Genomic DNA, 19293 nt, shown 5'->3' with positions numbered 1-19293 from the left:
TGGCGGCAAAAGGGAAGTACATGTCCAATTCAGCTGAATCACTCGCCGCATCCGGCAAGCGGGCCCGTTCCAAGGCTGCCAATCGCCGGGCCATCCTGAGCGCCGGGCGCCGGGTGTTTGCGCGCATCGGATTCGACGCGACCACGGTGCGCGACATTATCCGCGAGACGGACCTCGCGGCGGGCACATTCTACAATTACTTCAAGTCCAAGGAAGAAGTGTTCGAGGCCATTGCCGAGGATTCGACCTATCGCTTCCGCACCCGCCTCAGCGATGTGCGCGCGCGGGCGACCACGTTCGAGGATTATATCCAGCAGGCCTACCACGCCTATTTCAGCTTCGTCGCCGCCGAGAATGAAGAGGCGATCCGCATGGGCGCGCCGCATATGGCGCTGATCGGCGTGCGCGTGGACACACCTGAAATGTTGGCCATTGCCGATGAGATCCGCTCCGATCTCGACCATGTCCTCTCGGCGTCGGGCGCGCCCGTGACCGATATCGACTATTTGACCGCCGCAGCCATCGGCATTGCGCGGGAAATGGGCGATCACATGTTGCAGCGCCGCCCGGTGGACGCCGTGGCGGCAACGAAGTTCGCCACAGCCCTGCTGCTCGGCGGCGTGCGTGAGGTCTCCGGCAAGCCGCTTTGAGGAACCGCTTGGCGGACCTTGGGTAAGGGCGGTAAGCTGGTGTGAAAACAGCAGGTGGGAGCCCGGCCAATGAGCCTTCAGCAGACAATTGCGAAACTGATCTTCAAACTGCCAAACGGCATGCTGGTGCGCATGGCCGGCGGCAAGCCCGTCGTGATCAATGGCCGAACGCTTGAGCCGCAGCTGCAGATGGTGGCCTGGAACGGGCGCAACGCGCCGCCGCTCTCGTCGCTGCCGGCTGAAGTCGTACAGGCGGCCACGCGCGAGCAGCTCAATATGCTCGCCGCCAAGCCTGAGCCGGGCGTCGCCATCGAGGACTTCACCATTCCGGGCCCCGACAAGAACCTGATCCCGGTGCGGCTCTACCGGCCGGACGACCAGGAACCGGCGCATCCGCTGATGGTCTATTACCATATGGGCGGCGGCGTGATCGGCGATCTCGATACGTGCAACGCCTTCTGCTCGATCATTGCCTCGGTGGCGAAATGCCCGGTCCTGTCGGTCGACTATCGCCTTGCACCGCCGCACAAGTTTCCGGCCGGCATCGACGATGCGCTGGAAGCCTATGAATGGGCGCTGCGCAATGCCGGCAAGTATGGCGCGCCGGAAGGCGTTGCCGCCGTGGGCGGCGACAGTATGGGCGGCAATTTCTCCGCAATCGTCGCGCAGGAAATGAAGCGGCAGGACAAGCCGATCCCGGCTTTGCAGCTGCTGATCTATCCCGCCATTGACCTGGTCGAGGAATTCCCGTCGCGCAAGGATTTCGCAGGCACGTTCTCACTGTCCACCGACACGATGAACTGGTTCATGGAGCAATACCTGCCGGAAGGCTTCGACATGAGCGACCGTCTGCTCTCGCCCGGCCAGACCGGCGACCTGAGCGACCTGCCGCCCGCCATCGTCATCACCGCCGGGCACGACCCGCTGGTGGATGAGGGCGACGATTATGCCCTCCGCCTCGGCCGCGCGGGCGTCTACGTGAAGCACAAGCGCTATGACAATCTCGCCCATGCCTTTACCGCCTTTACGGATTTCTCGCCGGGGTCGCGCAAGGCCTGTGTCGAGATCGCCGAGATGGTGCGCGACATGTATGGCCGCCTGTGAGAGCGCTTGTCTGTCATAGGATCACGGATGATTTTTCCGGGACCGAGGTGCGCGATGTGCCGATGCCTGAGCCGGGCCCCGGCGAAGTGCGCGTGCGGGTCAAGGCGGCCAGCGTCAACTTCCCGGACCTGTTGCTGACGCAGGGCAAGTACCAGCTGAAACTGGAGCCGCCCTTCACGCCCGGCATGGATTTCTCCGGCATTATCGACAAGCTCGGGCCCGGTGTGACCGGCCCCTTGCGCGAAGGCACGGATGTGGCTGGCGGCGTGCGGGCAGGGGCCTTTGCGGAATTCATCTGCGTGCCGGTGGAAGGGCTGCAGAAGAAGCCGCCCGCGATGAGCTTTGCGGCTGCCGCCTCCTATTCGGCGGCTTACCTGACGGCCTATGTCGCCCTGGTGCGCCGGGCAAACCTGCAGCCGGGCGAGACGCTGCTGGTGCATGGCGCGAGCGGCGGCGTTGGCCTTGCGGCGGTGGATGTCGGCAAGCTGCTGGGCGCGACGGTGATCGCGACGGGCGGGTCTGACGAAAAGCTTGAGAAGGTCGTCGCGCATGGCGCGGACTATGCGATCAATGTCGATCAGGGCTTCCGCGACAAGGTGAAGACACTGACCAAGGGCCGCGGCGCGGATGTCATCTATGATCCGGTCGGCGGCGACGTGTTCGATGAAAGCGTGCGCTGCATCGCGTTCGACGGCCGCCTCCTGGTGATCGGCTTCACGTCAGGCCGTATCGCGACGGTGTCGACGAACATGCCCCTCATCAAGGGCTTCTCCGTGGTCGGCGTCCGGGCAGGCGAATATGGCCGCCAGTTCCCTGAAAAGGGCCGCGAGAATGTCGAGACGATCTGGCAATGGGCGCGCGAAGGCAAGGTGAACCCGCGCGTGCATGCCGAAGTGCCGCTGGAAGAGGCGATGGATGCCTTTGCCATGCTGTGGAACCGCAAGGTGGTCGGCAAGGTCGTGGTGACGCCCTAGGCGGACCAGAGCACAAGGCCGACAATGCCGGCGGCCACCAGCAGCACACCGACTATCTCGCGGGCTTTGACGCGTTCCCTGAACACGAAGAGTGACGCGCCGATCATGAAGAAGACTTCGACCTGGCCGAGCGCCCGCACGAGCGCGGCGTTCTGCAATGTGAAGGCCGTGAACCACGCGAGCGACCCCAGCATGCCGACAAGGCCGACCCACGCCGCGCTGCGCCAGCTGGCGAGCAGGCGAAGGGTCTCGCCCGGTTCACGCAGGCGCAGGAAGGCGAGGATGGCGACGGCCTGGAAACTGGTCACGAAGGCGAGTGTTATTGTGGCGCGCAGGAAAACGCTGCCATCTGCCAGTGAGAGCGATGCGCCGCGATAGGCCACCGCCGAGAGGCCAAACAGGCCGCCTGCCGCAATGCCGATCAGCGCATTGCGATCAAGGAAATTGCGTCGGCCTTCCGCATCTGCCGGGATGGAGATCAGGATCACGCCGACAAGGCTGATGAGGATGGCGAGGGCCACCGCCAGCGAGACATGATCGCCCAAGAGGACAATGCCGAACAACGCGGTCTGGATCGGCTCGGTCTTGGTGAAAGCCGTCGCGACCGTGAAATTCTTGTGGGAGAAGAGATGGATCAGCATGCCCGTCGCAAGAATCTGCGCGAGGCCGCCAGCCATGCCGCTGAGGAGGAAGGTGAGGTTCAGCGGCGGTGCCTTGGCGCCGGTTGTCAGCAGAAGGCCGCCAAGCAGCGCCAGCGCCAGGGGCGCAGCATAGACAAACCGCGCCGCCGTCGCGCCCCATGTGGAGAGCGAGGACCGCAGCTTTTTCTGCAGCGCCGACCGCAGGTTCTGCAGGAACGCCGCCGCAATGGTTATGGGGATCCAGATTTCCATTCGGCGCTTGGACAGCAGCCAAATGGATTTGTCAAAGCAAGGCAGCGAGGTTGACCCGCTTTCGGCGGATGGCATAGTGGGATTTCTATTTAAGGGTGATGCGTGGGCTTATGAAAGTTGTATACGGCATCGTGGGTGCGGCGGCGCTATGTGTTGGTTTTGCAGGCGGGATCATGGCGGCGCCTCACCTTTTCCCGCAGCCAGCAGCTGTGCCCGGACCGGGCTGGGTCGACCTGTCAGAGCTGCCGGAGGAACTAATTGGCTGGCACACTTCGCCGACTTACCTGAAAAGCGAAATCGCGACCTTTGAAATGGTGAAGGAAAAAATGGCCGCTGCGGATGCGCGACCAAAGCGGGTGCTCCCGGAAGGCGTGCCCGAATTTCCCGGGGGAGTCCTGTACATGCCGCCAGATGGCGCGCATTGGCCCGAGATCACCCCGCTGGGCGACCCTGATGGCACGCTGGCTGCCGCCCGGGAGGGAGGCTGGACCGTCCTCAATCTCTGGGCCACCTGGTGCGCCCCGTGCGTAAAGGAGTTGCCGGACATGGATGCGGCAGTTCCGCTTTATGCTGCGCAAGGCGTGACGCTTTTGGCGCTGAATGCCGACCCCGGCGAGAAAGACACGCTGGAGGGGAACACGGCGTTGTTTGAGCGTCGCGGCGTCACACGCTTGCAGCCGCTGACGGCAAAAGCAGAAGATATCGACGCTGTGCTTGCCGCAATGGGCACGTCGCGTACGGAGCTGTCCTATCCCGCCAACATGATCTTCGCCCCCGGCGGGCAACCTTACGCCGTCTTTGAAGGTCTGCGCATCGACGATGAGGCCGGCATCTGGGCGACCGATGAGATGATCGCTTTCTTCAAGGCGCTGGCAGAGAGTGAAGGCTAGGCAGATACAGCCTTAGCGAACCCGCGTGCATTGCGGGAACGTTGTCGTGCCCTGTTGCAGCACGGCATAGCGGCCTTGGTCCCAGAAGACGACGCGCGACGGGCCGATGCCCGACTGGTAGCGCATGCCCTTGTCGGCCTCGACCTGTTGCAGCTGGTGCACTTCGCCATTGAACATGACGGTGGCGGTCGTGCCGGTGACGCTCGCTTCAAGCTGCAGCGCGCCGCATTCGTAATAGGGGGAGATGACGTCAGAGCTATACGGCGCTGCATAGGCAGGGTCATTTGCCATTCGCATGTCGCCTTGTTGTGAGGCGGAAGGCGGCGTGACGGCGCAGGCGGCAGCTGTGGCGGCGAGCGTGAGGGCGGCGAATGTGCAGGCGCGTTTCATGGCATATCTCCGGTTTTCTATTGGTCCGGGGGAACAGCGGGCAGGCGGCAGAATGGTTCCGCCGCCTGCGCAGGCTCGCCTAGCGGCGGGCCGTGATCGTGTCGCCGTTCGGGGCATAGATGACGAGGGCGCCATCCTGCGTGATCGTATACTGGCGCGCACTGCCGATGATGTCGGTAAAGGCGCGTTCCTGGTTCATCAGGGCCGGTGGGCAGGCCTTGCGGGTCATGACCATCTCCGTGAAGCGAAGATCCTGGCCGGTGGCGGAATAGCCTGCACTGAACGTGTTGCAGGATGCGTTGCCGGTGACACGGCCATTGCTGTCAAAGTTGATGGAAGCGCGCGAGAAGTCGATCACGCCGTGGCGCGAAATGTCTTCGACGATCCATTCAGGGCCGCTCAGCATGGCGCCATAGCCCGGATTGGCCGGGTAGGGGCTGGCATCGGGATAGGGCGCCGGATAGGCCGTTCCCGGGTTGCCGCTCACGAGGTAGAGCGTACCCATGTCGGTGTAGGGGCCATAGAGATCGACCGGGTAGACCGTGTCGGTTGTCCAGAACAGTTCGCCGGCGGGGCTGCGGATCGTGGCGCGCAGCGTGTAGATGCCGTTCGGGTCTAGGTCGCGGTCGTCAACGGTCACGTTGAACGCAACTGGCACCTGCGACGTGCCAAGGTTCATCATGGCCTCAGCGACGATTGTGGCAGGCACATCCATACGCGACGTGTCGCTGATCGTGACGGTGGCCGTGCTGCCCGCGGGCAGGGCGATACGCTCGCGATAGGTCAGCTGGCCGGTGACGACATGTTCGGTAATCTGGGCCTGTGCGGGGTATTGGGTTGGCGTAGCGGCGCAGGCGACGGCCATTGTGCCGAGCGCAACGGAGGCGAGGAGGGTGGTGAGTTTCATGGCGGCGTTTCCCTTTGATGGACTGTCGGGAGGCCGCGTTCTTGCTATGCCAGCGCGCGAGTCCCGTTCGCAGATGCCAACGGCCCTGCGAACGGAAGGTTCCGGCGTCTAGACGGTGCGCTTCGCCTTGTCGGCGTCGTTCGTGGCGGTGATGGCATCCTTGGCGGCCTGCCATTCCGTGTCGCCCCAGGCGGTGAGCTGGGAGAAGTTGCCGCCGGACGCATTGTACATGGCGCCGTCAATGGCGATGGTCTGGCCGTTGATGTATTCGGCGCCGGGGCCCATCAGCAGCACGGCGAGGTTGACCAGTTCGTGCATCTCGCCGACGCGGCCCATCGGGTTGGCTGCGCCTGAATCCATGCGCTTGGCGCCTTCGGCATCGGGCGAAAGGCGTTTCGACATGCCTTCGGTGGGGAAGGGGCCTGGCGCGATCGCGTTGAAGCGCAGGCCATAGCGGCCCCACTCGACGGCGAGGCTTTGCGTCATCGTGTTGACGGCGGCCTTGGACATTGCGGAAGGGACAACGAACGGTCCGCCATTCCACACCCATGTCGTCAGGATGGAGATGACATTGCCCCGGTTGCCGCCCTTGATCCACCGCTTGCCGATATCCTGCGTCATGTAGAACGTGCCGCGGAAGACAATGTTGGAGATGGCATCGAAGCCGCGGATCGACAGGTCTTCGGTGCGACTGATGAAGTTACCGGCGGCGTTGTTGACGAGGCCGGTCAGCGGCCCGTGCTGTGACCAGATCGCATCGTTCATGTCGGTAATGGCTTCAGCGACGCGGATATCGCACGCATGCGGCACGACCTTGCCGCCGTGCTTTTCCATCAGTTCGCTGGCGGTGTCTTCGCAGACGCCGCCGCGCCGGCCGCAGATGTGGACCTCGGCACCGAGCTTGAGAAAGCCTTCGGCCATCTCCTTGCCGAGGCCTGTGCCGCCGCCCGTGACGAGGATGCGTTCACCCTTCATCAGCCCGTCGCGGAACATCAATTGTGACGTATCCATCAGTGTTCTCCCTGGTTGAATTCTGTTATCATAATAGCTCGAATGGAGCTGGAGGAACGCCCATGAAACCCGTCATTTTTGCATTTGTCTCCCTTGCCCTCGCGGCAGGATATGCCGCCGCCGATCCTCTCGATGTGTACGGCACCTTCGCGACCGAGGAAGAGAACTCGCATATCCAGATTGCCGATTGCGGCGACGGCACGCCGTGCGGCACGATTGTCTGGATCGACCCGGCGAGCGTCTCGGACGGCAAGACGCCTGAAACGGCCACAGATGCAGACGGCAAGAAAATCCTCGGCCTGACCATGCTGGAAGGCTTCAAGAAGACGGCAAAAGGGTGGACCGACGGGACGATCTACAACCCGAAGGAAGGCAAGACCTACAGCTCCAAGATGAAGCTGCTGGATAGCGGCATTCTGGAAGTGAAGGGCTGCATAGGCTTCCTCTGCAAGACGCAGAACTGGAAACCGGTGGTCTGAGGCGCTACTTCCGGAAGGGCAGGCTGACCAGCCGCCAGAGGATCCAGACAGGCAGCACGATGCCGGCACCGGCAAGGGCGGGCTTCCAGAAATTCTGCAGGGCCCAGCCCGCGGCGGCGAGCGTCTGGCGCACGATGGCGCCAATGGCGGCGGGAATGTCGACGTCCGGCGAAGACGGATCGAAATTCGAGGCGAGCACGACAAAGCCGACAAGGATGCAGAGCGCGATCAGCTTGATCCAGCCCCACACGCCGATACCGAACAGACGTTTCAGGATGGGGCGCGGCGGTTCCTTGACGGGTTTGGGCGGTGCCGCCGGTTCGGGTGGCGGCACTAGCGGCTCTACGACAGGCGGTTCGCTCTCATTCATCTTCTGCCGTGTTTAGCACGGTATTGCCCCTGTAGGCGACATTGACCTGGTGCGGGTAGGGGATGGTGATGCCTTCGCGGTCGAAGGCCTCTTTCACGGCCTTGGTCAGGTCCGCGCGCACCTGCACGAATTCGGGCGTCGCCACCCAGGCCCGCAGGCGCAGCTTGACGCTCCAGTCGGCCAGCGCATGCACGCCCACCCATGTATCGGCCTTGGACAGGATGCGCGGATGGTCGTTGGCGAGGTCCAGCAGCACTTTCAGCGCGTGGTCCATGTTGTCGTCATAGGAGATGTCGAAATAGAGGTCGAAACGGCGCCGCGTCTGGCGGGTGTGGTTGATCAGCGGATCACCCCACACCTTGTCATTGGTGACGATGACGACCTTGTTGTCGATCTGTTTCAGCGACGTCGTAAAGGGTGAAATATCGGTCACCTCGCCTTCGAGATTGGCAAGGCTGACATAGTCGCCGATCCGGAAGGGCCGCAGGATGGCCAGCATGACGCCTGCGGCAACGGACTTCATCGTGTCCTGCAGGCCGAGACCGATGGCGAGACCCATGGCGCCGAGCACGGCCGCGAGGGATGTGGTGGGGAAGCCGAGCTGCGTCAGGGCCGTGACGATCGCGATGGCGAAAATCAGGTATTTCACCATTGAGCCGGCAAAGGCGAACAGCGTGTCGTCTGCGCCCGTCCGGCGATGGGCCTTGCCGCCGAAATTGCGCAGCGACCGCGCGATCCAGTTGGCAAAGAGGATGGCGACCACAAGGATGGCCACAGCCGCAACGGCGCCGGCGCCACGATCCTCGATCATGCTGCGCCAGTCATACCCCGCCAGGCCAAGCGGCAACGGCGACATCAGGATCAGGGCGAACATGCGCGCAACGGAGGCGCCAAGGTCCCAACTGGACCCTTCGAAATCATGATCCTTCGGGGTTAGTATCTTGCCGACCAGCGAGACCAGCCATTTCACGCCAATCGCAACAATCCAGATGGCCACCACGGCGGCCAGCACAAGCGCCCATTTCAGGACCTGCGGTTCGGCGGCCTGCGCCCACGCGGGCCAGCCGGTCATGTCGATCTCGGGCATCATGGTCGCACTCATGTCACGCGCCGGGACGGTCTTCAACTGAACTTTCACGCATTGGTGACTGGTGAAACCGCCCCGCTTGCGGCAGGTGGGAGGCAACAGAGCGCAGGAGACATCGCATGAACAAACAGGTCGTCCAGGAATATTACGGAGACATCCTGCAATCCTCATCGGACCTGCGCACCGATGCCTGCACGACCGATGCGGCGCCGCCCCTGCATGTGCGCAAGGCGCTGGGCCGCGTGCATGACGCGGTCTCGACGCGCTATTATGGCTGCGGACTGGCCATACCGGCGCAGCTTGAAGGCCTGCGCGTGCTGGACCTTGGCTGCGGGGCAGGGCGGGACGTCTATGCGCTGGCGAGCCTTGTGGGCCCGAGCGGCCATGTCACGGGCGTGGACATGACACCGGAACAGCTTGCCGTCGCCCGCGAGCATGAGGCCTGGCATGCCGAGGCCTTTGGCTACAACAAACCAAATACGACCTTCATCGAGGGCGAGCTTGAAAAGCTGGACGAACTGGACCTCGAAGCGGGCAGCTTCGATCTCATCATTTCCAATTGCGTGATCAATCTCTGCTCCGACAAGCCGGCCGTGTTCCGCGCTGCGCACCGCCTGTTGAAACCGGGCGGCGAGCTTTACTTCTCGGATGTCTATGCCGACCGGCGCATTCCGGCAGAGCTGGTGAAAGACCCGGTCCTCTATGGCGAGTGCCTGTCAGGCGCGCTCTACTGGGGCGACTATCAGGCCGTGGCCATGGCCGCAGGCTTTGGCGACCCGCGCGTGGTGGACCATCGCCCGCTGGCAATCCTCGATCCGGAACTGAAGGCCAAGGTCGGCCAGATCCGCTTTGCCTCTGTCACCGCGCGCCTGTTCAAGCTGGAAGGCCTTGAGCCCGCCTGTGAGGATTACGGACAGGCCGTCATCTATCGCGGCGGCGTCGAAGGCATGGAGGACGTGTTCATCCTCGATGCCGAACACGCCATCGAGCAGGGCCGTGTGTTCCCGGTCTGCGGCAACACGCTGGCCATGCTGATGGAGACGCGCTTCGCGGCACACTTCGACGTGGTGGGCACAGGCGACAGGCATTTCGGCCTGTTCCCCGGCTGCGCCGCGCCGGACGTGTTCGCAGCCGTCGATACCGCGTCCTCATCCGCCGCGCCCGTGGGCGGGTGCTGCTGAGCCCTATTCCTTGTTGACGTTGACCTGGTGAGGATACGGGATCGAGATGCCGGCCTCATCAAGGGCATTCTTGACGTTCTGGATCAGGGCCCAGCGGACTTCCCAATAGTCCGGCGTCTTGACCCATGGCCGCGCAATGATGTCGACCGAGCTGGAATTCAGCTCGCTCACGCGCACCACCGGGGCAGGGTCTGCCAGCACGCGCGTGTCAGCCTTGATGACGCTTTCGATCACGTTCATCGCGTTCTCCATGCCGTCGCCATAGTCGATGCCGAAGACGAGATCGATGCGGCGCGTCGGATAGCCGGCATAGTTCTTGATGATGCCATCTATGGCCTGGCTGTTGGGCACGATGACCTGCACATTGTCGGGCGTGGCAAGGATGGTCTGGAAGAGATTGATCTCCTTCACCGTGCCACCGACGCTCGCCACTTCGATATACTGGCCGACGCCATAGGGGCGGAACAGCATGATCATGATGCCAGACGCGATATTGCCAAGCGCGCCCTGCAAGGACAGGCCGATGGCCAGGGTCATGGCGCCGAGGATGGCAACGAAACTGGTGGCCTGCACGCCGAAGAGCTGCAGCGCCGCGATCAGCGTGGCAGCCGTCATGAACCAGCGCACCAGTGAGGCGAAGAAACTGCCCAGCGTCTCGTCTATGTTCGGACGCTTGATGGCCTGCTTGCGCACGAAGCTCGCCATGGCGCCGGAAATGCGCAAGCCGATGATCAGGACGAGGAAGGCGCCGAGCGCTTTCAGGCCATAGCCTGCGAGGGCCGGCCAGTGTTCCTCGAACTGGGCCTGCCAGTCGATATTATTCAGAAAGTCCATGAAATAACTCCAGTGTCAGGCGGCCTGCACAGCGCCATGGGCGCCGCGCGTCAGCCGCAGGGAAAGGACGATGACAGCGACCACGCCCGTCATGATGGCAAGCCAGTTCATGTCCGTGATCGTCCAGTTGTTGAGAAGGATGCCGAGGAGGCCCCAGCCGAGGCCGACGAAGAACCAGAGGCTGCGGCTGACGAAACGGGTAAAGGCCCATGTGGCAAGGGCCGCCGGCACAAGCGTGGCCCACAGCATTAGCCATGGCTGGTCGGTCGGGCCGAGGTCCGAGAAGTGACGGATGGTGAGCGGGATGGAGATGGCGGCGGCCACGGTGATCCAGCCGGAGAGAAGGCCGGTGGCCGCGTCAGCCGTCAGCTTGGCGATGCTGCCGCCCATGCCGCGCATGCGGTCGAACTGCCAGGCGGAAAACCAGGCGGCGACGCCAATCGGAAACAGCAGCACGAAGTCCAGCGGTTGGGACACGATCAGTTGCGCACTCAGCATCCAGACCACGTTCATCAGGCCGGCAATGGCGAGCGGCATGGCGATGCGCTCCATCCAGGGTTCGCGGCGCAGCAGCAGGAACAGCGCGAAGGCCAGATAGGCCGCGAAGATCACGCTCCAGATCGAAAAGAAGACCGGCAGCGGTTGCTCCGGCGCACCAATGTCACGCGTCGCATTTCCGATCGGCGTACCGATTCCCGCCAGCGGCGCGAGGGCGCCCGAAAGCGGCTGCAGCAGCGCAAGGAGAATCAAAATGAAGGGCCGTTGTTTCTGCATCAGGGCTGATATGTATCCCAAAAACGTCAGGGCAAACCGGCTCTACTGAAAAAAGTTTGATGCAGGAAGACGAATTGGCGTTATACGCCGACGCCTCTGCGGAGATTCAACAAAGGAATTTGCTCATGGCAATCAAACCTGCGGCCAAGAAGGCCGCTGCGAAACCTGCAGCCACCAAGACGGCTGCCGCGAAAAAACCTGCGGCGACGAAAGCGGCTGCAAAGCCAGCTGCGAAAGCCAAGCCAGCTGCTGCTGCAAAACCGGCCGCAAAAGCGGCTGCCAAACCAGCTGCTGCACCGGCCAAGGCTGCAACGAAAACGGCAACAACCGTCACGCTGCGTCAGATGTCCGTCGACATGGCTGAGACCCACGGTCTCACCAAGAAACAGTCGCAGGAAATCTTCGACGACATGGCGGCGCAGATCACGAAACGCCTGAAAAAAGGCGAGCGGATCCGCATCAACGGTCTCGGCACGCTGGAAGTGCGCAAGCGCCCGGCACGCATGGGCCGCAACCCGGCGACGGGCGAAGCCATCAAGATCAAGGCTTCGAAAAAAGTCGCCTTCCGCGTTGCGAAGGAACTGAAAGAGACCGTCTGATAACGGATTTCTTTTTGAACTGAATTGAAGGGCCAGCCTGTATGGGGCTGGCCCTTTTTTATTTGCTCGAGGCTGTTCGCCGCTGGCGCGGCGGCCTCTGCGCTTTGCTTGTGTTGGCCTTGATTTATTGACCCTGCTCAGCCAGCAGCGCCTCAAGCGTTTCGATCCGGTCAGCTTCGGCCGTCGGCTTGTCCCACCGGATGCGATTGATGCGCGGGAAGCGCATGGCGAGGCCGGACTTGTGGCGCGGCGAACGCTGCAGGCCCTCGAAGGCCACTTCCAGAACGACACCCGTTTCCTTGTTTGCCGTTACCGACCGCACGGGCCCGAACCGGTCAATCGTGTTGGCGCGCACGAAGGCATCGAGCTGTTTCAATTCCTCGTCGGTAAAACCGAAATAGGCCTTGCCCACCGGGGTCAATTCGTCGGCACCATCCTTCTCGCGCCAGACGCCGAAGGTGAAATCGGAATAGAAGCTGGAGCGTTTGCCATGCCCGCGCTGGGCATACATCAGCACCGCGTCCACGAGATACGGATCGCGCTTCCACTTGTACCAGAGGCCCTTGGGGCGCCCGGCAAGATAGGCGCTGTCCCAGCGCTTCAGCATCACGCCTTCAATCTCCGGAGCAGGGGGATCAAGCCGCGCATCGTCCAGTTTCGCCAGTGTCGTGATCGGCACGAGCGGCGAAAGATCGAACCGGTCGCTCTCCACTGTCAGGATGAAATGTTCGAGCCGTTCCCGGCGTTCACGGAAGGTCAGGCCCCGCACGTCGCGCTTGCCATCGACCAGGAGGTCATAGGCGCGGATGAAGGCGGGGTGCGTCTCCATCTGTTTCTTCGAGACGGTCTTGCGGTTGAGGCGTTGCTGCAGCGCGTTGAAGGGCGCGACCGTGCCATCGGGATTGCGCACCAGCAGTTCGCCATCGAGCGTGCCTTCGTAATCCATCGCAGCCACCACATCCGGGAAAGCGTGGGAAATGTCGTCGCCGGTGCGCGTATAGATGCGCCGTGTGCCGTGCTCGGCGGAGGCTTGTACGCGGATGCCGTCATATTTCCATTCGGCGGCGAAGGCCTCGGCCGTGATGAGCGCCGGGTCGACGGCATCAGGATTGTCACGGTCGGCCTTGGGCACCAGCGGGTGGGCCAGCATGACGGGCCGGAAGGGCGCGGCGATATCGGGGCTTGGGCGTTCGGCGCGGTCTTCGAGCCAGGCGAACAGCGACTCGTAGGGCGGGGCGAGGCCGTGCCAGATCTCCTCGATCTCGGTCACGTCCTTCCCGCCGAACTCGCCCAGTGCCAGTTTCGCGAGCCGCGCGGAGACGCCGATTCGTAATCCGCCGGTCAGCAATTTGAGGAAGGCCCAGCGGCCCGTTGCATCAAGCCCGTCGAGCCATCCGGCGACAAGGCGTGGTGTCTCGGCGCGCGTTGCCTCGTTCAGTGTCTCGACAATGTCCGACAGTGGCGGCGTGCGGTTGGCGCCGCGCGTGTCGGGCCAGACCAGGCTGACCGTCTCGGCAAGGTCGCCGACATAGTCGTAGGAGAGCGCGAAGAGTTCGGCGTCCATCCGCCCGTCCATGAGCCCCCGGATCATGGCGGGCTTGGCATTCGGAATGTCGAGATCGCCGGTGATCGCGCCGAGGGCATAGCCGCGGTCCGGGTCTGGCGCTGCGGCGAAATAGGCCGCCATCAGGCGCAGCTTGCCGTTGCGGGAAGGCGTCAGGACTAGTCGGTCGAGCAGATCGGCAAAGGCTTGCATGCAGTCCTACATAGGGCCAAACAGGGTTCATGACAGCGTCGGAAACAGGCGCGCAGCCGATACTGGCCCATACGTCTCAAAGGGAAATTCGTTCATGACGCTCACGCTCCACCATCTCAACGCCTCACGTTCGCAGCGCATTGTCTGGCTGCTGGCCGAACTCGGCGTGCCGCACGAGATTGTCCATTACAAGCGCAATCCCGTGACGAACCTCGCGCCGCCGGAGTTGCTCAAGATCCACCCGATGGGCAAGTCCCCGCTGCTGGAAGACGGCGATGTCGTGATCGCCGAGACGGGCGCCATCGCGGAATACCTGATGGGCAAGTATGACACCGACTTCCACCTCCACCCGCGCCCGAGCTCGCCGGAATTCCCGCGCTATCTGGAATGGCTGCACGCTGCCGAGGGCGCCATTTTCCTGCCGGGCCTGTTGCAGGTCTATTTTGCCCGCGTCGACATGACGGGCAATCCGGCCAAGGAAATGATGGCGGCAGAGCGCGAGAAGGCGGCCAGCACGATCGAGGCGCATCTCGCCAAATATCCCTATTTCGCAGGTGAGCGCTTCACGGCAGCTGACTGCCTGATGGGCTTCCAGATCCTGATGTCCGATGCGCAGGGCGGCCTCGAAAACCGGCCCGCCACAAAGGCATGGTTCGAGAAGATGAAGGCGCGTCCTGCCTATCAGAAGATGCTGGAAGTAGGCATCTAGGCTGAGGCCGGGATTCGCCGCCCCTGCCTGCGCAGGGGACACGGAAACCATGTTACGGACCTGAGTTTCGAATACCCCATGCCCCCTGAGGCCGTGTCCCCTGCGGAGGCAGGGGCGCGGCGGGGCGGGCCTATTTGCACACGTCCGGATTGGCATCGCAGAGCGCCATGACCGAGCTGATCCAGCTCGTGTAGCCCTGCAGGTTTGTGTAGCGGCCATTATAGTCGCCGGCGCAGAACTGGCCGGTCGCGCGGTTCTGTTCGACGACCGACAGCACGCCGACAACGGTCTTTGAGCCATCGGCCTCTGTGACATAGAGCGGGCCGCCGCTGTCGCCGATGCAGGGGCCTGCACCGCCTGCACTGGCGACATTGATCAGCGACGGGCCGTCGGCGGTGATCTTCAGCTGCGTCGACATCAGATTGTTCGACAGGTTGCCGCCATAATGGGTGAGGCCCCAGCCGGCCATATCGGCCATGGGGTAATTGGCGGGCGCCAGGGGCTTCTGCGTGGCGCCGTAACGGGCGACGGGTACGTCCGCGATGGGCGCGACCTGGGCGTCGTCGAGACGGATCAGGGCGAGGTCATTGGCATAGCCATTGGACGTGCCGAGATAGCCGGCATGGCAGACGGCGACGGTGGCGCTGGTCACCTTGGCCAGCGGGCTGCGCAGGTTGGCGGCGTCGCCGATGAGGCGGAGTTCCTGGTATTCGTCGTCAACACAGTGGGCGGCGGTGACGAACCAGTTGGGGGCGATGCGCGTGGCGCTGCAGTGGCCACTGGTGATTGTGCCGTCGGGCTGGGGCGCGCGGGGTTCGAGCTTCACGATGCCGGGGAAGCTGGCGAGGCTGGCGGCGAGGCCGTTGACGGCTTCAGGTGCGGCGAGGCCTTCTGCCTGTTCGGTCGCGCCGGAAACTGCAGCAACCGTTGGGGTTGGCGGGCTGCCCGCCGGGCGGCCGCAGCTGGCGGCATTGAGCGATGCGAGCGTGATTTCGGGCACCTGTACGGCGAGCGCGATGCCGCCCACGGATTCGGGCTGCAGGGCGGCTTCCCCGGGTGTTGCCGGACCGCTTTCGGGGACTTCCGTGTCCGTTCCGGGGCCGTTCGCGGGGACTTCCGGGTCCGTTGTGGTGGCACTCGCAGGCGTTTCGGGCACCACTTCGACGGAACTCGTGACCGTGTCGTCGAAGAGGTCGCTCGGCAGCTGGTCGAGCGTGCCGGACGCGTCGTCAGGCTTCTCGGCGGCCGTCTCGGCCGGATCTCCGGGCAGGCGGATGGCGTCGCAGGCGGCGAGCGCGAACAGGGCGGCTGTGGCCGCGATGAGGGCTGGGTGTTTCATGTCGTCCCCTTTGAAAGCACCGATGACCCTTACTAAAGGGGCCAAGGCGCGGCGGGGTCAACCTGCCTCGTCGTCATAGGCGACCATGCGCAGGGGGCGGGCGCGGCGGCCTTCAAGCTCGGCCCAGCGGACAAGAGCGTCCTCGCGGCCATAGGTGACCCAGAGTTCTTCCGGGTTCACTTCGCGCACGGTGTCAGTCAGTTCGTCCCAGTCGGCATGGTCGGAGATCACCAGTGGCAGCTCGACGCCGCGCTGTTTCGCCCGCTGTTTGATGCTCATCCAGCCGGAGGCAAAGCCGAGGATCGGGTCGGGGAAGCGCTGGGCCCATTTGCCTTCAAAGGCGCCGGGCGGGGCAATGATGATCTTGCCGCGAAAGGCCTCGCGGGCGGCCTTGGACGTGTCGTCGCTGGTGGCGAGGATGAGGGTGCCAAGGTCGATGCCGACGGACTGGTAATGCGCGCAGAGCTTTTCAAGGCTGCCATGGATGAAGATGGGGTCGTCATAGCCCGCAAGGCGCAGGTGGCGGATGACGCGCTGGGCCTTGCCGAGGGAATAGGCACCGATGCAATGGGCGCGTTCGGGAAAGTCGGTCACGCTCTGCAGGAGGCGGTCGATCTCGTGGCCCGTATCGGGGTGGCGGAAGACAGGCAGGGCGAAGGTCGCCTCGGAGATAAAGACATGTGTGTTCTCGACCGGCTCGAACGTCGCGCAGGTCGGGTCGAAGCGGCGCTTGTAGTCGCCGGTGAAGGTCATGCGCAGGCCCTTGTGCTCGACGACGACCTGAGCCGAGCCGAGGATATGGCCGGCGGGCGCGAGCCAGACGGTGACGCCATTGATCTCGACGGTTTCGCCATATTCGAGCGCCTGCGTGGACTTGGCGAAATTGGCGCCATAGCGGCAGGCCATGATGGCGAGCGTGTCCGGATGGGCGAGAACCTTGCCATGGCCGCCGCGCGCATGGTCGGAATGGCCATGGCTGATGACGGCCCGGTCGACCGCGCCGCGCACCGGATCGAGATAGAAATCCCCCGGCGGGCAATAGAGGCCCTTCGGTGTCGGCTGCAGCAGGAGGTCGGGGCGAAGCATGCCCTGAATGTAGGCGATTGCACAAAGCGGGGAAGGGGCTGGCTGCGGCGCCTTCCGCTTTTGGCCCAAGTGGGCTAGGCGACTTAGCCGCATTCCCCGCACCGAGGGCTTCTCCCATGCAAGTCGGCATCGATTTCGGCACGTCCAACACGTCCATCGCCTTTCGCAGCGCGCAAGGCACACAGCTGATCGCGCTGGAGCCGGACGCGACGTCGATTCCGACGGCGGTCTTCTATGGCTCGACGTCCGGCGAATATGCCATCGGCGCGGAGGCCGTGAGTGCCTATGAGTCCGGCGAGGAAGGCCGGCTGATGCGGTCGATCAAGTCGGTGCTCGGCTCGTCGCTGATTGACGAGACGACGGAAGTGGGCCGGCGCCGCCTGCCGTTTCGCGATGTGATCGCGCATTTCCTGACGCGGGTGATTGCCCGGGCCGAGGCGGAGACGGGCGAGCGCGTCGACTCGGTGATCCAGGGGCGGCCGGTCTCGTTCAATGACCGGCACCCTGAACTCGATGCACGCGCGCAGACGATCCTTGAGGCCTGCCTCAATGTGGCGGGCGTGGATCAGGTGGAGTTCCTTGACGAGCCGGTGGCAGCGGCGCGCTCGGTCAGCTTTCAGGCGGGCCGGGAAAAGCTGGTCTTCGTGGTCGATATCGGGGGCGGTACGTCGGACTTTTCGGTCGTGCGGATTTCAGCGGACAATGCGGGCTTTGATGTGCTGGGCAGCGCCGGGCTTTATGTGGGGGGTAATGATTTCGACCACATGCTGAGCTTCCATGACCTGTCGAAACTGTTCGGCCATATGGAGACGCTGTCGCTCAACGGGTTGCCGGTGCCGTCGGCGCCTTATTCGATCCTCTCGGACTGGAAGAGCCTCAACAAGCTCTACACGCGCGATGTGCAGAAGCAGATCACCTGGATGAAGATGAACAGCCCGCAGAGCGAAGGCATTCTCGCCTTCGACTATCTGGTGCGCCACCATGAGGCCCACGCCTATGCCAAGCGTACCGAGCAGATCAAGATCGGCCTCAGCGGCGCCGACCAGCAGGTCTTCGCCTATGACACGCCGGACGCGCACCTCGAAAAGATTGTCACGCGGGCGGCGTTCGAAGGCCTGATTGACGAGGCGATTTCCAAGATGGACGCGGTGGCGGCCGAATGCCTCGCGCGGGCAGGGGCCAAGCCCGAGCAGATCACCGATATCGTCATGGTCGGCGGTTCGACCTTCATTCCACTGGTGCAGGAGCGGCTGGCAGCGCGGTTCGGCAATGCGACCCTGTCAGCGAACGATCGCTTCGGCGCGGTGGCCAAGGGCCTCGCGGTGCATGGCGCGGCGATGGCGAGGGTGTAGGCCCCTGCCTTAGCCCGCAATACTGCCGAGCCATGCGGCGGCGGCCTGCCATGGCGCCGATTGTGACACGGGCACCGAAGTCAGCTGCAGGAGCAGGAGCGCAGCCCCGCCGATCAGGTAGACCTGGTGCGGCCTGCCGCGTGTGCGCCAGTCATAGACCATGGCGACGACCAGCAGCAGGTCACCGATCAGGGAGGGCGGCAGCGCGACGAAGACCGGCGGCACTTCCATATAGGGCAGGGGATCATTGACATGCGCCGCAGCGTCTGACGCCGGGGCGAGGAAGAAGATGAACCAGCGCGCGATGGGCGCGCCCAGCATGCTGATTGTCATCAGCACGATCAGGCGCTTGTGCACCTCCGGCTTGCGCAAGCTTACGATGGCGAGCGTGAATACGGTGGCGATGAACAGCATGCCGCCGACGGAGATCCATTTGAAGGCACGCATGTTGTGGGCGAGGCCTTCGGGCTGGCCGGGAAGGGAGGCCTGCGCGATCTGGATGGCCGAGACGGTGAGTGTCATGAACACCATGGCGGTCACGATGGAGATGCCGAGCATGCCCCAGGTACGGTGGGCCAGTACCTGGCCGCGCGCCACGAGGGAGCTCTGCACGAAGAAATAGATCATCCACGTGTAGAGGATGGCCGCGTGAACGTGAATCAGGGGCGGGCCGAAGAACTTGCCGGTCGCAAGGGGCAGGGCATAGGTCGGTGCAAACCCGAGTACCGCGATGGCAAGGCAAGCGCCCGCCATCCAGACATAGAATTGCGGGCGCGTGGCCGCTTTTGTACTGCCGTTCCAAACCGCTTCGGTCATCGTCGACAAGGTCCATTAGAGCATGCGCCCTATATGCCACTTTTCGATTGACCCCGGAAGCAAATTCGCTGGAGACCGACGCCAGAAAATGC

The 19293-nt window shown here is 63.6% G+C and carries 20 protein-coding genes and 1 pseudogene; 9 read left to right on the top strand and 12 right to left on the bottom strand.

Annotated elements, in window-relative coordinates:
- The first annotated feature begins 20 nt into the window (after positions 1–20).
- From HY30_RS01015 to HY30_RS01005, 3 genes are all read left to right on the top strand, one after another.
- Positions 21–650 carry a TetR/AcrR family transcriptional regulator gene (locus HY30_RS01015; protein ID WP_034736020.1) on the top strand — a complete coding sequence of 210 codons (630 nt, stop codon included), beginning with the start codon at positions 21–23 and terminating at the stop codon, positions 648–650.
- Between the two features lie 69 nt (positions 651–719).
- Positions 720–1754 carry an alpha/beta hydrolase gene (locus HY30_RS01010; protein ID WP_034736018.1) on the top strand — a complete coding sequence of 345 codons (1035 nt, stop codon included), beginning with the start codon at positions 720–722 and terminating at the stop codon, positions 1752–1754.
- Positions 1751–2728 carry an NADPH:quinone oxidoreductase family protein gene (locus HY30_RS01005; RefSeq protein ID WP_034736016.1) on the top strand — a complete coding sequence of 326 codons (978 nt, stop codon included), beginning with the start codon at positions 1751–1753 and terminating at the stop codon, positions 2726–2728. Before HY30_RS01010 ends, HY30_RS01005 begins: the two co-directional genes overlap by 4 nt.
- Here HY30_RS01005 and HY30_RS01000 read toward each other — a convergent pair.
- Positions 2725–3621 (bottom strand): DMT family transporter, encoded by an 897-nt coding sequence (locus tag HY30_RS01000; protein ID WP_034736743.1) that lies wholly within the window; start codon positions 3619–3621, stop codon positions 2725–2727. The genes HY30_RS01005 and HY30_RS01000 overlap by 4 nt on opposite strands.
- 110 nt (positions 3622–3731) lie before the next feature.
- Between HY30_RS01000 and HY30_RS00995 the strand changes: the two genes are divergently transcribed.
- The gene (locus tag HY30_RS00995; RefSeq protein WP_034736014.1) at positions 3732–4511 is read left to right on the top strand and encodes a TlpA disulfide reductase family protein; all 780 of its coding nucleotides are present in this window, start codon (positions 3732–3734) and stop codon (positions 4509–4511) included.
- A 12-nt stretch (positions 4512–4523) separates the two neighbouring features.
- Here the strand turns inward: HY30_RS00995 and HY30_RS00990 are convergent, their stop codons facing one another.
- The 3 genes from HY30_RS00990 to HY30_RS00980 all read right to left on the bottom strand — a co-directional run bounded on the left by HY30_RS00990 (position 4524) and on the right by HY30_RS00980 (position 6819).
- A complete protein-coding gene (locus tag HY30_RS00990) occupies positions 4524–4901 on the bottom strand; it encodes an MliC family protein (RefSeq protein ID WP_034736013.1) in 378 nt (125 codons plus the stop codon).
- A gap of 79 nt (positions 4902–4980) precedes the next feature.
- Positions 4981–5808: a YbaY family lipoprotein gene (locus HY30_RS00985; protein WP_034736010.1), complete on the bottom strand. Its 828-nt coding sequence runs from the start codon at positions 5806–5808 to the stop codon at positions 4981–4983.
- Positions 5809–5916: 108 nt separating this feature from the next.
- On the bottom strand, positions 5917–6819 hold the full coding sequence (locus tag HY30_RS00980; protein ID WP_034736008.1) for an SDR family oxidoreductase: 903 nt from the start codon (positions 6817–6819) through the stop codon (positions 5917–5919).
- A 62-nt stretch (positions 6820–6881) separates the two neighbouring features.
- Here HY30_RS00980 and HY30_RS00975 point away from each other — a divergent pair, with 62 nt between their 5' ends.
- Positions 6882–7298, top strand: a complete 417-nt coding sequence (locus HY30_RS00975; protein ID WP_034736006.1) for a DUF2147 domain-containing protein — start codon at positions 6882–6884, stop codon at positions 7296–7298.
- Positions 7299–7302: 4 nt separating this feature from the next.
- On the opposite strand, the gene HY30_RS00970 is transcribed toward HY30_RS00975, so the two are convergent.
- Together HY30_RS00970 and HY30_RS00965 are read right to left on the bottom strand one after the other, a co-directional pair.
- Entirely contained in the window at positions 7303–7668 is a 366-nt protein-coding gene (locus HY30_RS00970; protein ID WP_051614588.1) for a hypothetical protein, read from the bottom strand.
- The gene (locus tag HY30_RS00965; RefSeq protein WP_162176874.1) at positions 7661–8770 is read right to left on the bottom strand and encodes a mechanosensitive ion channel family protein; all 1110 of its coding nucleotides are present in this window, start codon (positions 8768–8770) and stop codon (positions 7661–7663) included. Before HY30_RS00965 ends, HY30_RS00970 begins: the two co-directional genes overlap by 8 nt.
- A gap of 104 nt (positions 8771–8874) precedes the next feature.
- On the opposite strand from HY30_RS00965, the gene HY30_RS00960 reads away from it, so the two are divergent.
- The gene (locus HY30_RS00960; protein WP_034736003.1) at positions 8875–9936 is read left to right on the top strand and encodes a methyltransferase domain-containing protein; all 1062 of its coding nucleotides are present in this window, start codon (positions 8875–8877) and stop codon (positions 9934–9936) included.
- A 3-nt stretch (positions 9937–9939) separates the two neighbouring features.
- Here the strand turns inward: HY30_RS00960 and HY30_RS00955 are convergent, their stop codons facing one another.
- Together HY30_RS00955 and HY30_RS00950 are read right to left on the bottom strand one after the other, a co-directional pair.
- The gene (locus HY30_RS00955) at positions 9940–10770 is read right to left on the bottom strand and encodes a mechanosensitive ion channel family protein (RefSeq protein ID WP_081811991.1); all 831 of its coding nucleotides are present in this window, start codon (positions 10768–10770) and stop codon (positions 9940–9942) included.
- Between the two features lie 15 nt (positions 10771–10785).
- Positions 10786–11544 (bottom strand): hypothetical protein, encoded by a 759-nt coding sequence (locus HY30_RS00950; RefSeq protein WP_034736001.1) that lies wholly within the window; start codon positions 11542–11544, stop codon positions 10786–10788.
- Between the two features lie 290 nt (positions 11545–11834).
- On the opposite strand from HY30_RS00950, the pseudogene HY30_RS20635 reads away from it, so the two are divergent.
- Positions 11835–12143, top strand: a pseudogene (locus tag HY30_RS20635) (HU family DNA-binding protein); the annotation flags it as partial.
- A gap of 124 nt (positions 12144–12267) precedes the next feature.
- On the opposite strand, the gene HY30_RS00940 reads toward HY30_RS20635, so the two are convergent.
- On the bottom strand, positions 12268–13899 hold the full coding sequence (locus tag HY30_RS00940; protein ID WP_034735999.1) for a cisplatin damage response ATP-dependent DNA ligase: 1632 nt from the start codon (positions 13897–13899) through the stop codon (positions 12268–12270).
- Positions 13900–13993: 94 nt separating this feature from the next.
- On the opposite strand from HY30_RS00940, the gene HY30_RS00935 reads away from it, so the two are divergent.
- Positions 13994–14608 carry a glutathione S-transferase family protein gene (locus tag HY30_RS00935; protein ID WP_034735997.1) on the top strand — a complete coding sequence of 205 codons (615 nt, stop codon included), beginning with the start codon at positions 13994–13996 and terminating at the stop codon, positions 14606–14608.
- Between the two features lie 130 nt (positions 14609–14738).
- Here the strand turns inward: HY30_RS00935 and HY30_RS00930 are convergent, their stop codons facing one another.
- Positions 14739–15947 (bottom strand): S1 family peptidase, encoded by a 1209-nt coding sequence (locus tag HY30_RS00930; protein ID WP_051614585.1) that lies wholly within the window; start codon positions 15945–15947, stop codon positions 14739–14741.
- 57 nt (positions 15948–16004) lie between these two features.
- Positions 16005–17033, bottom strand: a complete 1029-nt coding sequence (locus tag HY30_RS00925; RefSeq protein ID WP_034735994.1) for a ligase-associated DNA damage response exonuclease — start codon at positions 17031–17033, stop codon at positions 16005–16007.
- A 116-nt stretch (positions 17034–17149) separates the two neighbouring features.
- Between HY30_RS00925 and HY30_RS00920 the strand changes: the two genes are divergently transcribed.
- Positions 17150–18385, top strand: coding sequence for an Hsp70 family protein (locus HY30_RS00920; protein ID WP_051614583.1), 1236 nt, complete (start codon positions 17150–17152; stop codon positions 18383–18385).
- Positions 18386–18394: 9 nt separating this feature from the next.
- Here HY30_RS00920 and HY30_RS00915 read toward each other — a convergent pair whose 3' ends face one another.
- Positions 18395–19201, bottom strand: coding sequence for a hypothetical protein (locus HY30_RS00915; RefSeq protein ID WP_051614581.1), 807 nt, complete (start codon positions 19199–19201; stop codon positions 18395–18397).
- Between the last annotated feature and the right edge of the window lie 92 nt (positions 19202–19293).

The organism is Hyphomonas chukchiensis (genome assembly GCF_000682695.1).
GTDB classification, from domain to species: domain Bacteria; phylum Pseudomonadota; class Alphaproteobacteria; order Caulobacterales; family Hyphomonadaceae; genus Hyphomonas; species Hyphomonas chukchiensis.
This window is presented reverse-complemented; position numbering and strand designations above follow the sequence as displayed.

What these genes read in the sequence shown, in the direction of transcription:
- HY30_RS00975 (WP_034736006.1), top strand. Translation starts at nt 6,882, where the DNA reads ATGAAACCCGTCATTTTTGCATTTGTCTCCCTTGCCCTCGCGGCAGGA.
- HY30_RS00940 (WP_034735999.1), bottom strand. Translation starts at nt 13,899, where the DNA reads ATGCAAGCCTTTGCCGATCTGCTCGACCGACTAGTCCTGACGCCTTCC.
- HY30_RS00985 (WP_034736010.1), bottom strand. Translation starts at nt 5,808, where the DNA reads ATGAAACTCACCACCCTCCTCGCCTCCGTTGCGCTCGGCACAATGGCC.
- HY30_RS00990 (WP_034736013.1), bottom strand. Translation starts at nt 4,901, where the DNA reads ATGAAACGCGCCTGCACATTCGCCGCCCTCACGCTCGCCGCCACAGCT.
- HY30_RS00995 (WP_034736014.1), top strand. Translation starts at nt 3,732, where the DNA reads ATGAAAGTTGTATACGGCATCGTGGGTGCGGCGGCGCTATGTGTTGGT.
- HY30_RS00960 (WP_034736003.1), top strand. Translation starts at nt 8,875, where the DNA reads ATGAACAAACAGGTCGTCCAGGAATATTACGGAGACATCCTGCAATCC.
- HY30_RS00980 (WP_034736008.1), bottom strand. Translation starts at nt 6,819, where the DNA reads ATGGATACGTCACAATTGATGTTCCGCGACGGGCTGATGAAGGGTGAA.
- HY30_RS00970 (WP_051614588.1), bottom strand. Translation starts at nt 7,668, where the DNA reads ATGAATGAGAGCGAACCGCCTGTCGTAGAGCCGCTAGTGCCGCCACCC.
- HY30_RS00930 (WP_051614585.1), bottom strand. Translation starts at nt 15,947, where the DNA reads ATGAAACACCCAGCCCTCATCGCGGCCACAGCCGCCCTGTTCGCGCTC.
- HY30_RS00935 (WP_034735997.1), top strand. Translation starts at nt 13,994, where the DNA reads ATGACGCTCACGCTCCACCATCTCAACGCCTCACGTTCGCAGCGCATT.
- HY30_RS00955 (WP_081811991.1), bottom strand. Translation starts at nt 10,770, where the DNA reads ATGGACTTTCTGAATAATATCGACTGGCAGGCCCAGTTCGAGGAACAC.
- HY30_RS01000 (WP_034736743.1), bottom strand. Translation starts at nt 3,621, where the DNA reads ATGGAAATCTGGATCCCCATAACCATTGCGGCGGCGTTCCTGCAGAAC.
- HY30_RS00965 (WP_162176874.1), bottom strand. Translation starts at nt 8,770, where the DNA reads ATGAGTGCGACCATGATGCCCGAGATCGACATGACCGGCTGGCCCGCG.
- HY30_RS00950 (WP_034736001.1), bottom strand. Translation starts at nt 11,544, where the DNA reads ATGCAGAAACAACGGCCCTTCATTTTGATTCTCCTTGCGCTGCTGCAG.
- HY30_RS00920 (WP_051614583.1), top strand. Translation starts at nt 17,150, where the DNA reads ATGCAAGTCGGCATCGATTTCGGCACGTCCAACACGTCCATCGCCTTT.
- HY30_RS00915 (WP_051614581.1), bottom strand. Translation starts at nt 19,201, where the DNA reads ATGACCGAAGCGGTTTGGAACGGCAGTACAAAAGCGGCCACGCGCCCG.
- HY30_RS01015 (WP_034736020.1), top strand. Translation starts at nt 21, where the DNA reads ATGTCCAATTCAGCTGAATCACTCGCCGCATCCGGCAAGCGGGCCCGT.
- HY30_RS00925 (WP_034735994.1), bottom strand. Translation starts at nt 17,033, where the DNA reads ATGCTTCGCCCCGACCTCCTGCTGCAGCCGACACCGAAGGGCCTCTAT.
- HY30_RS01010 (WP_034736018.1), top strand. Translation starts at nt 720, where the DNA reads ATGAGCCTTCAGCAGACAATTGCGAAACTGATCTTCAAACTGCCAAAC.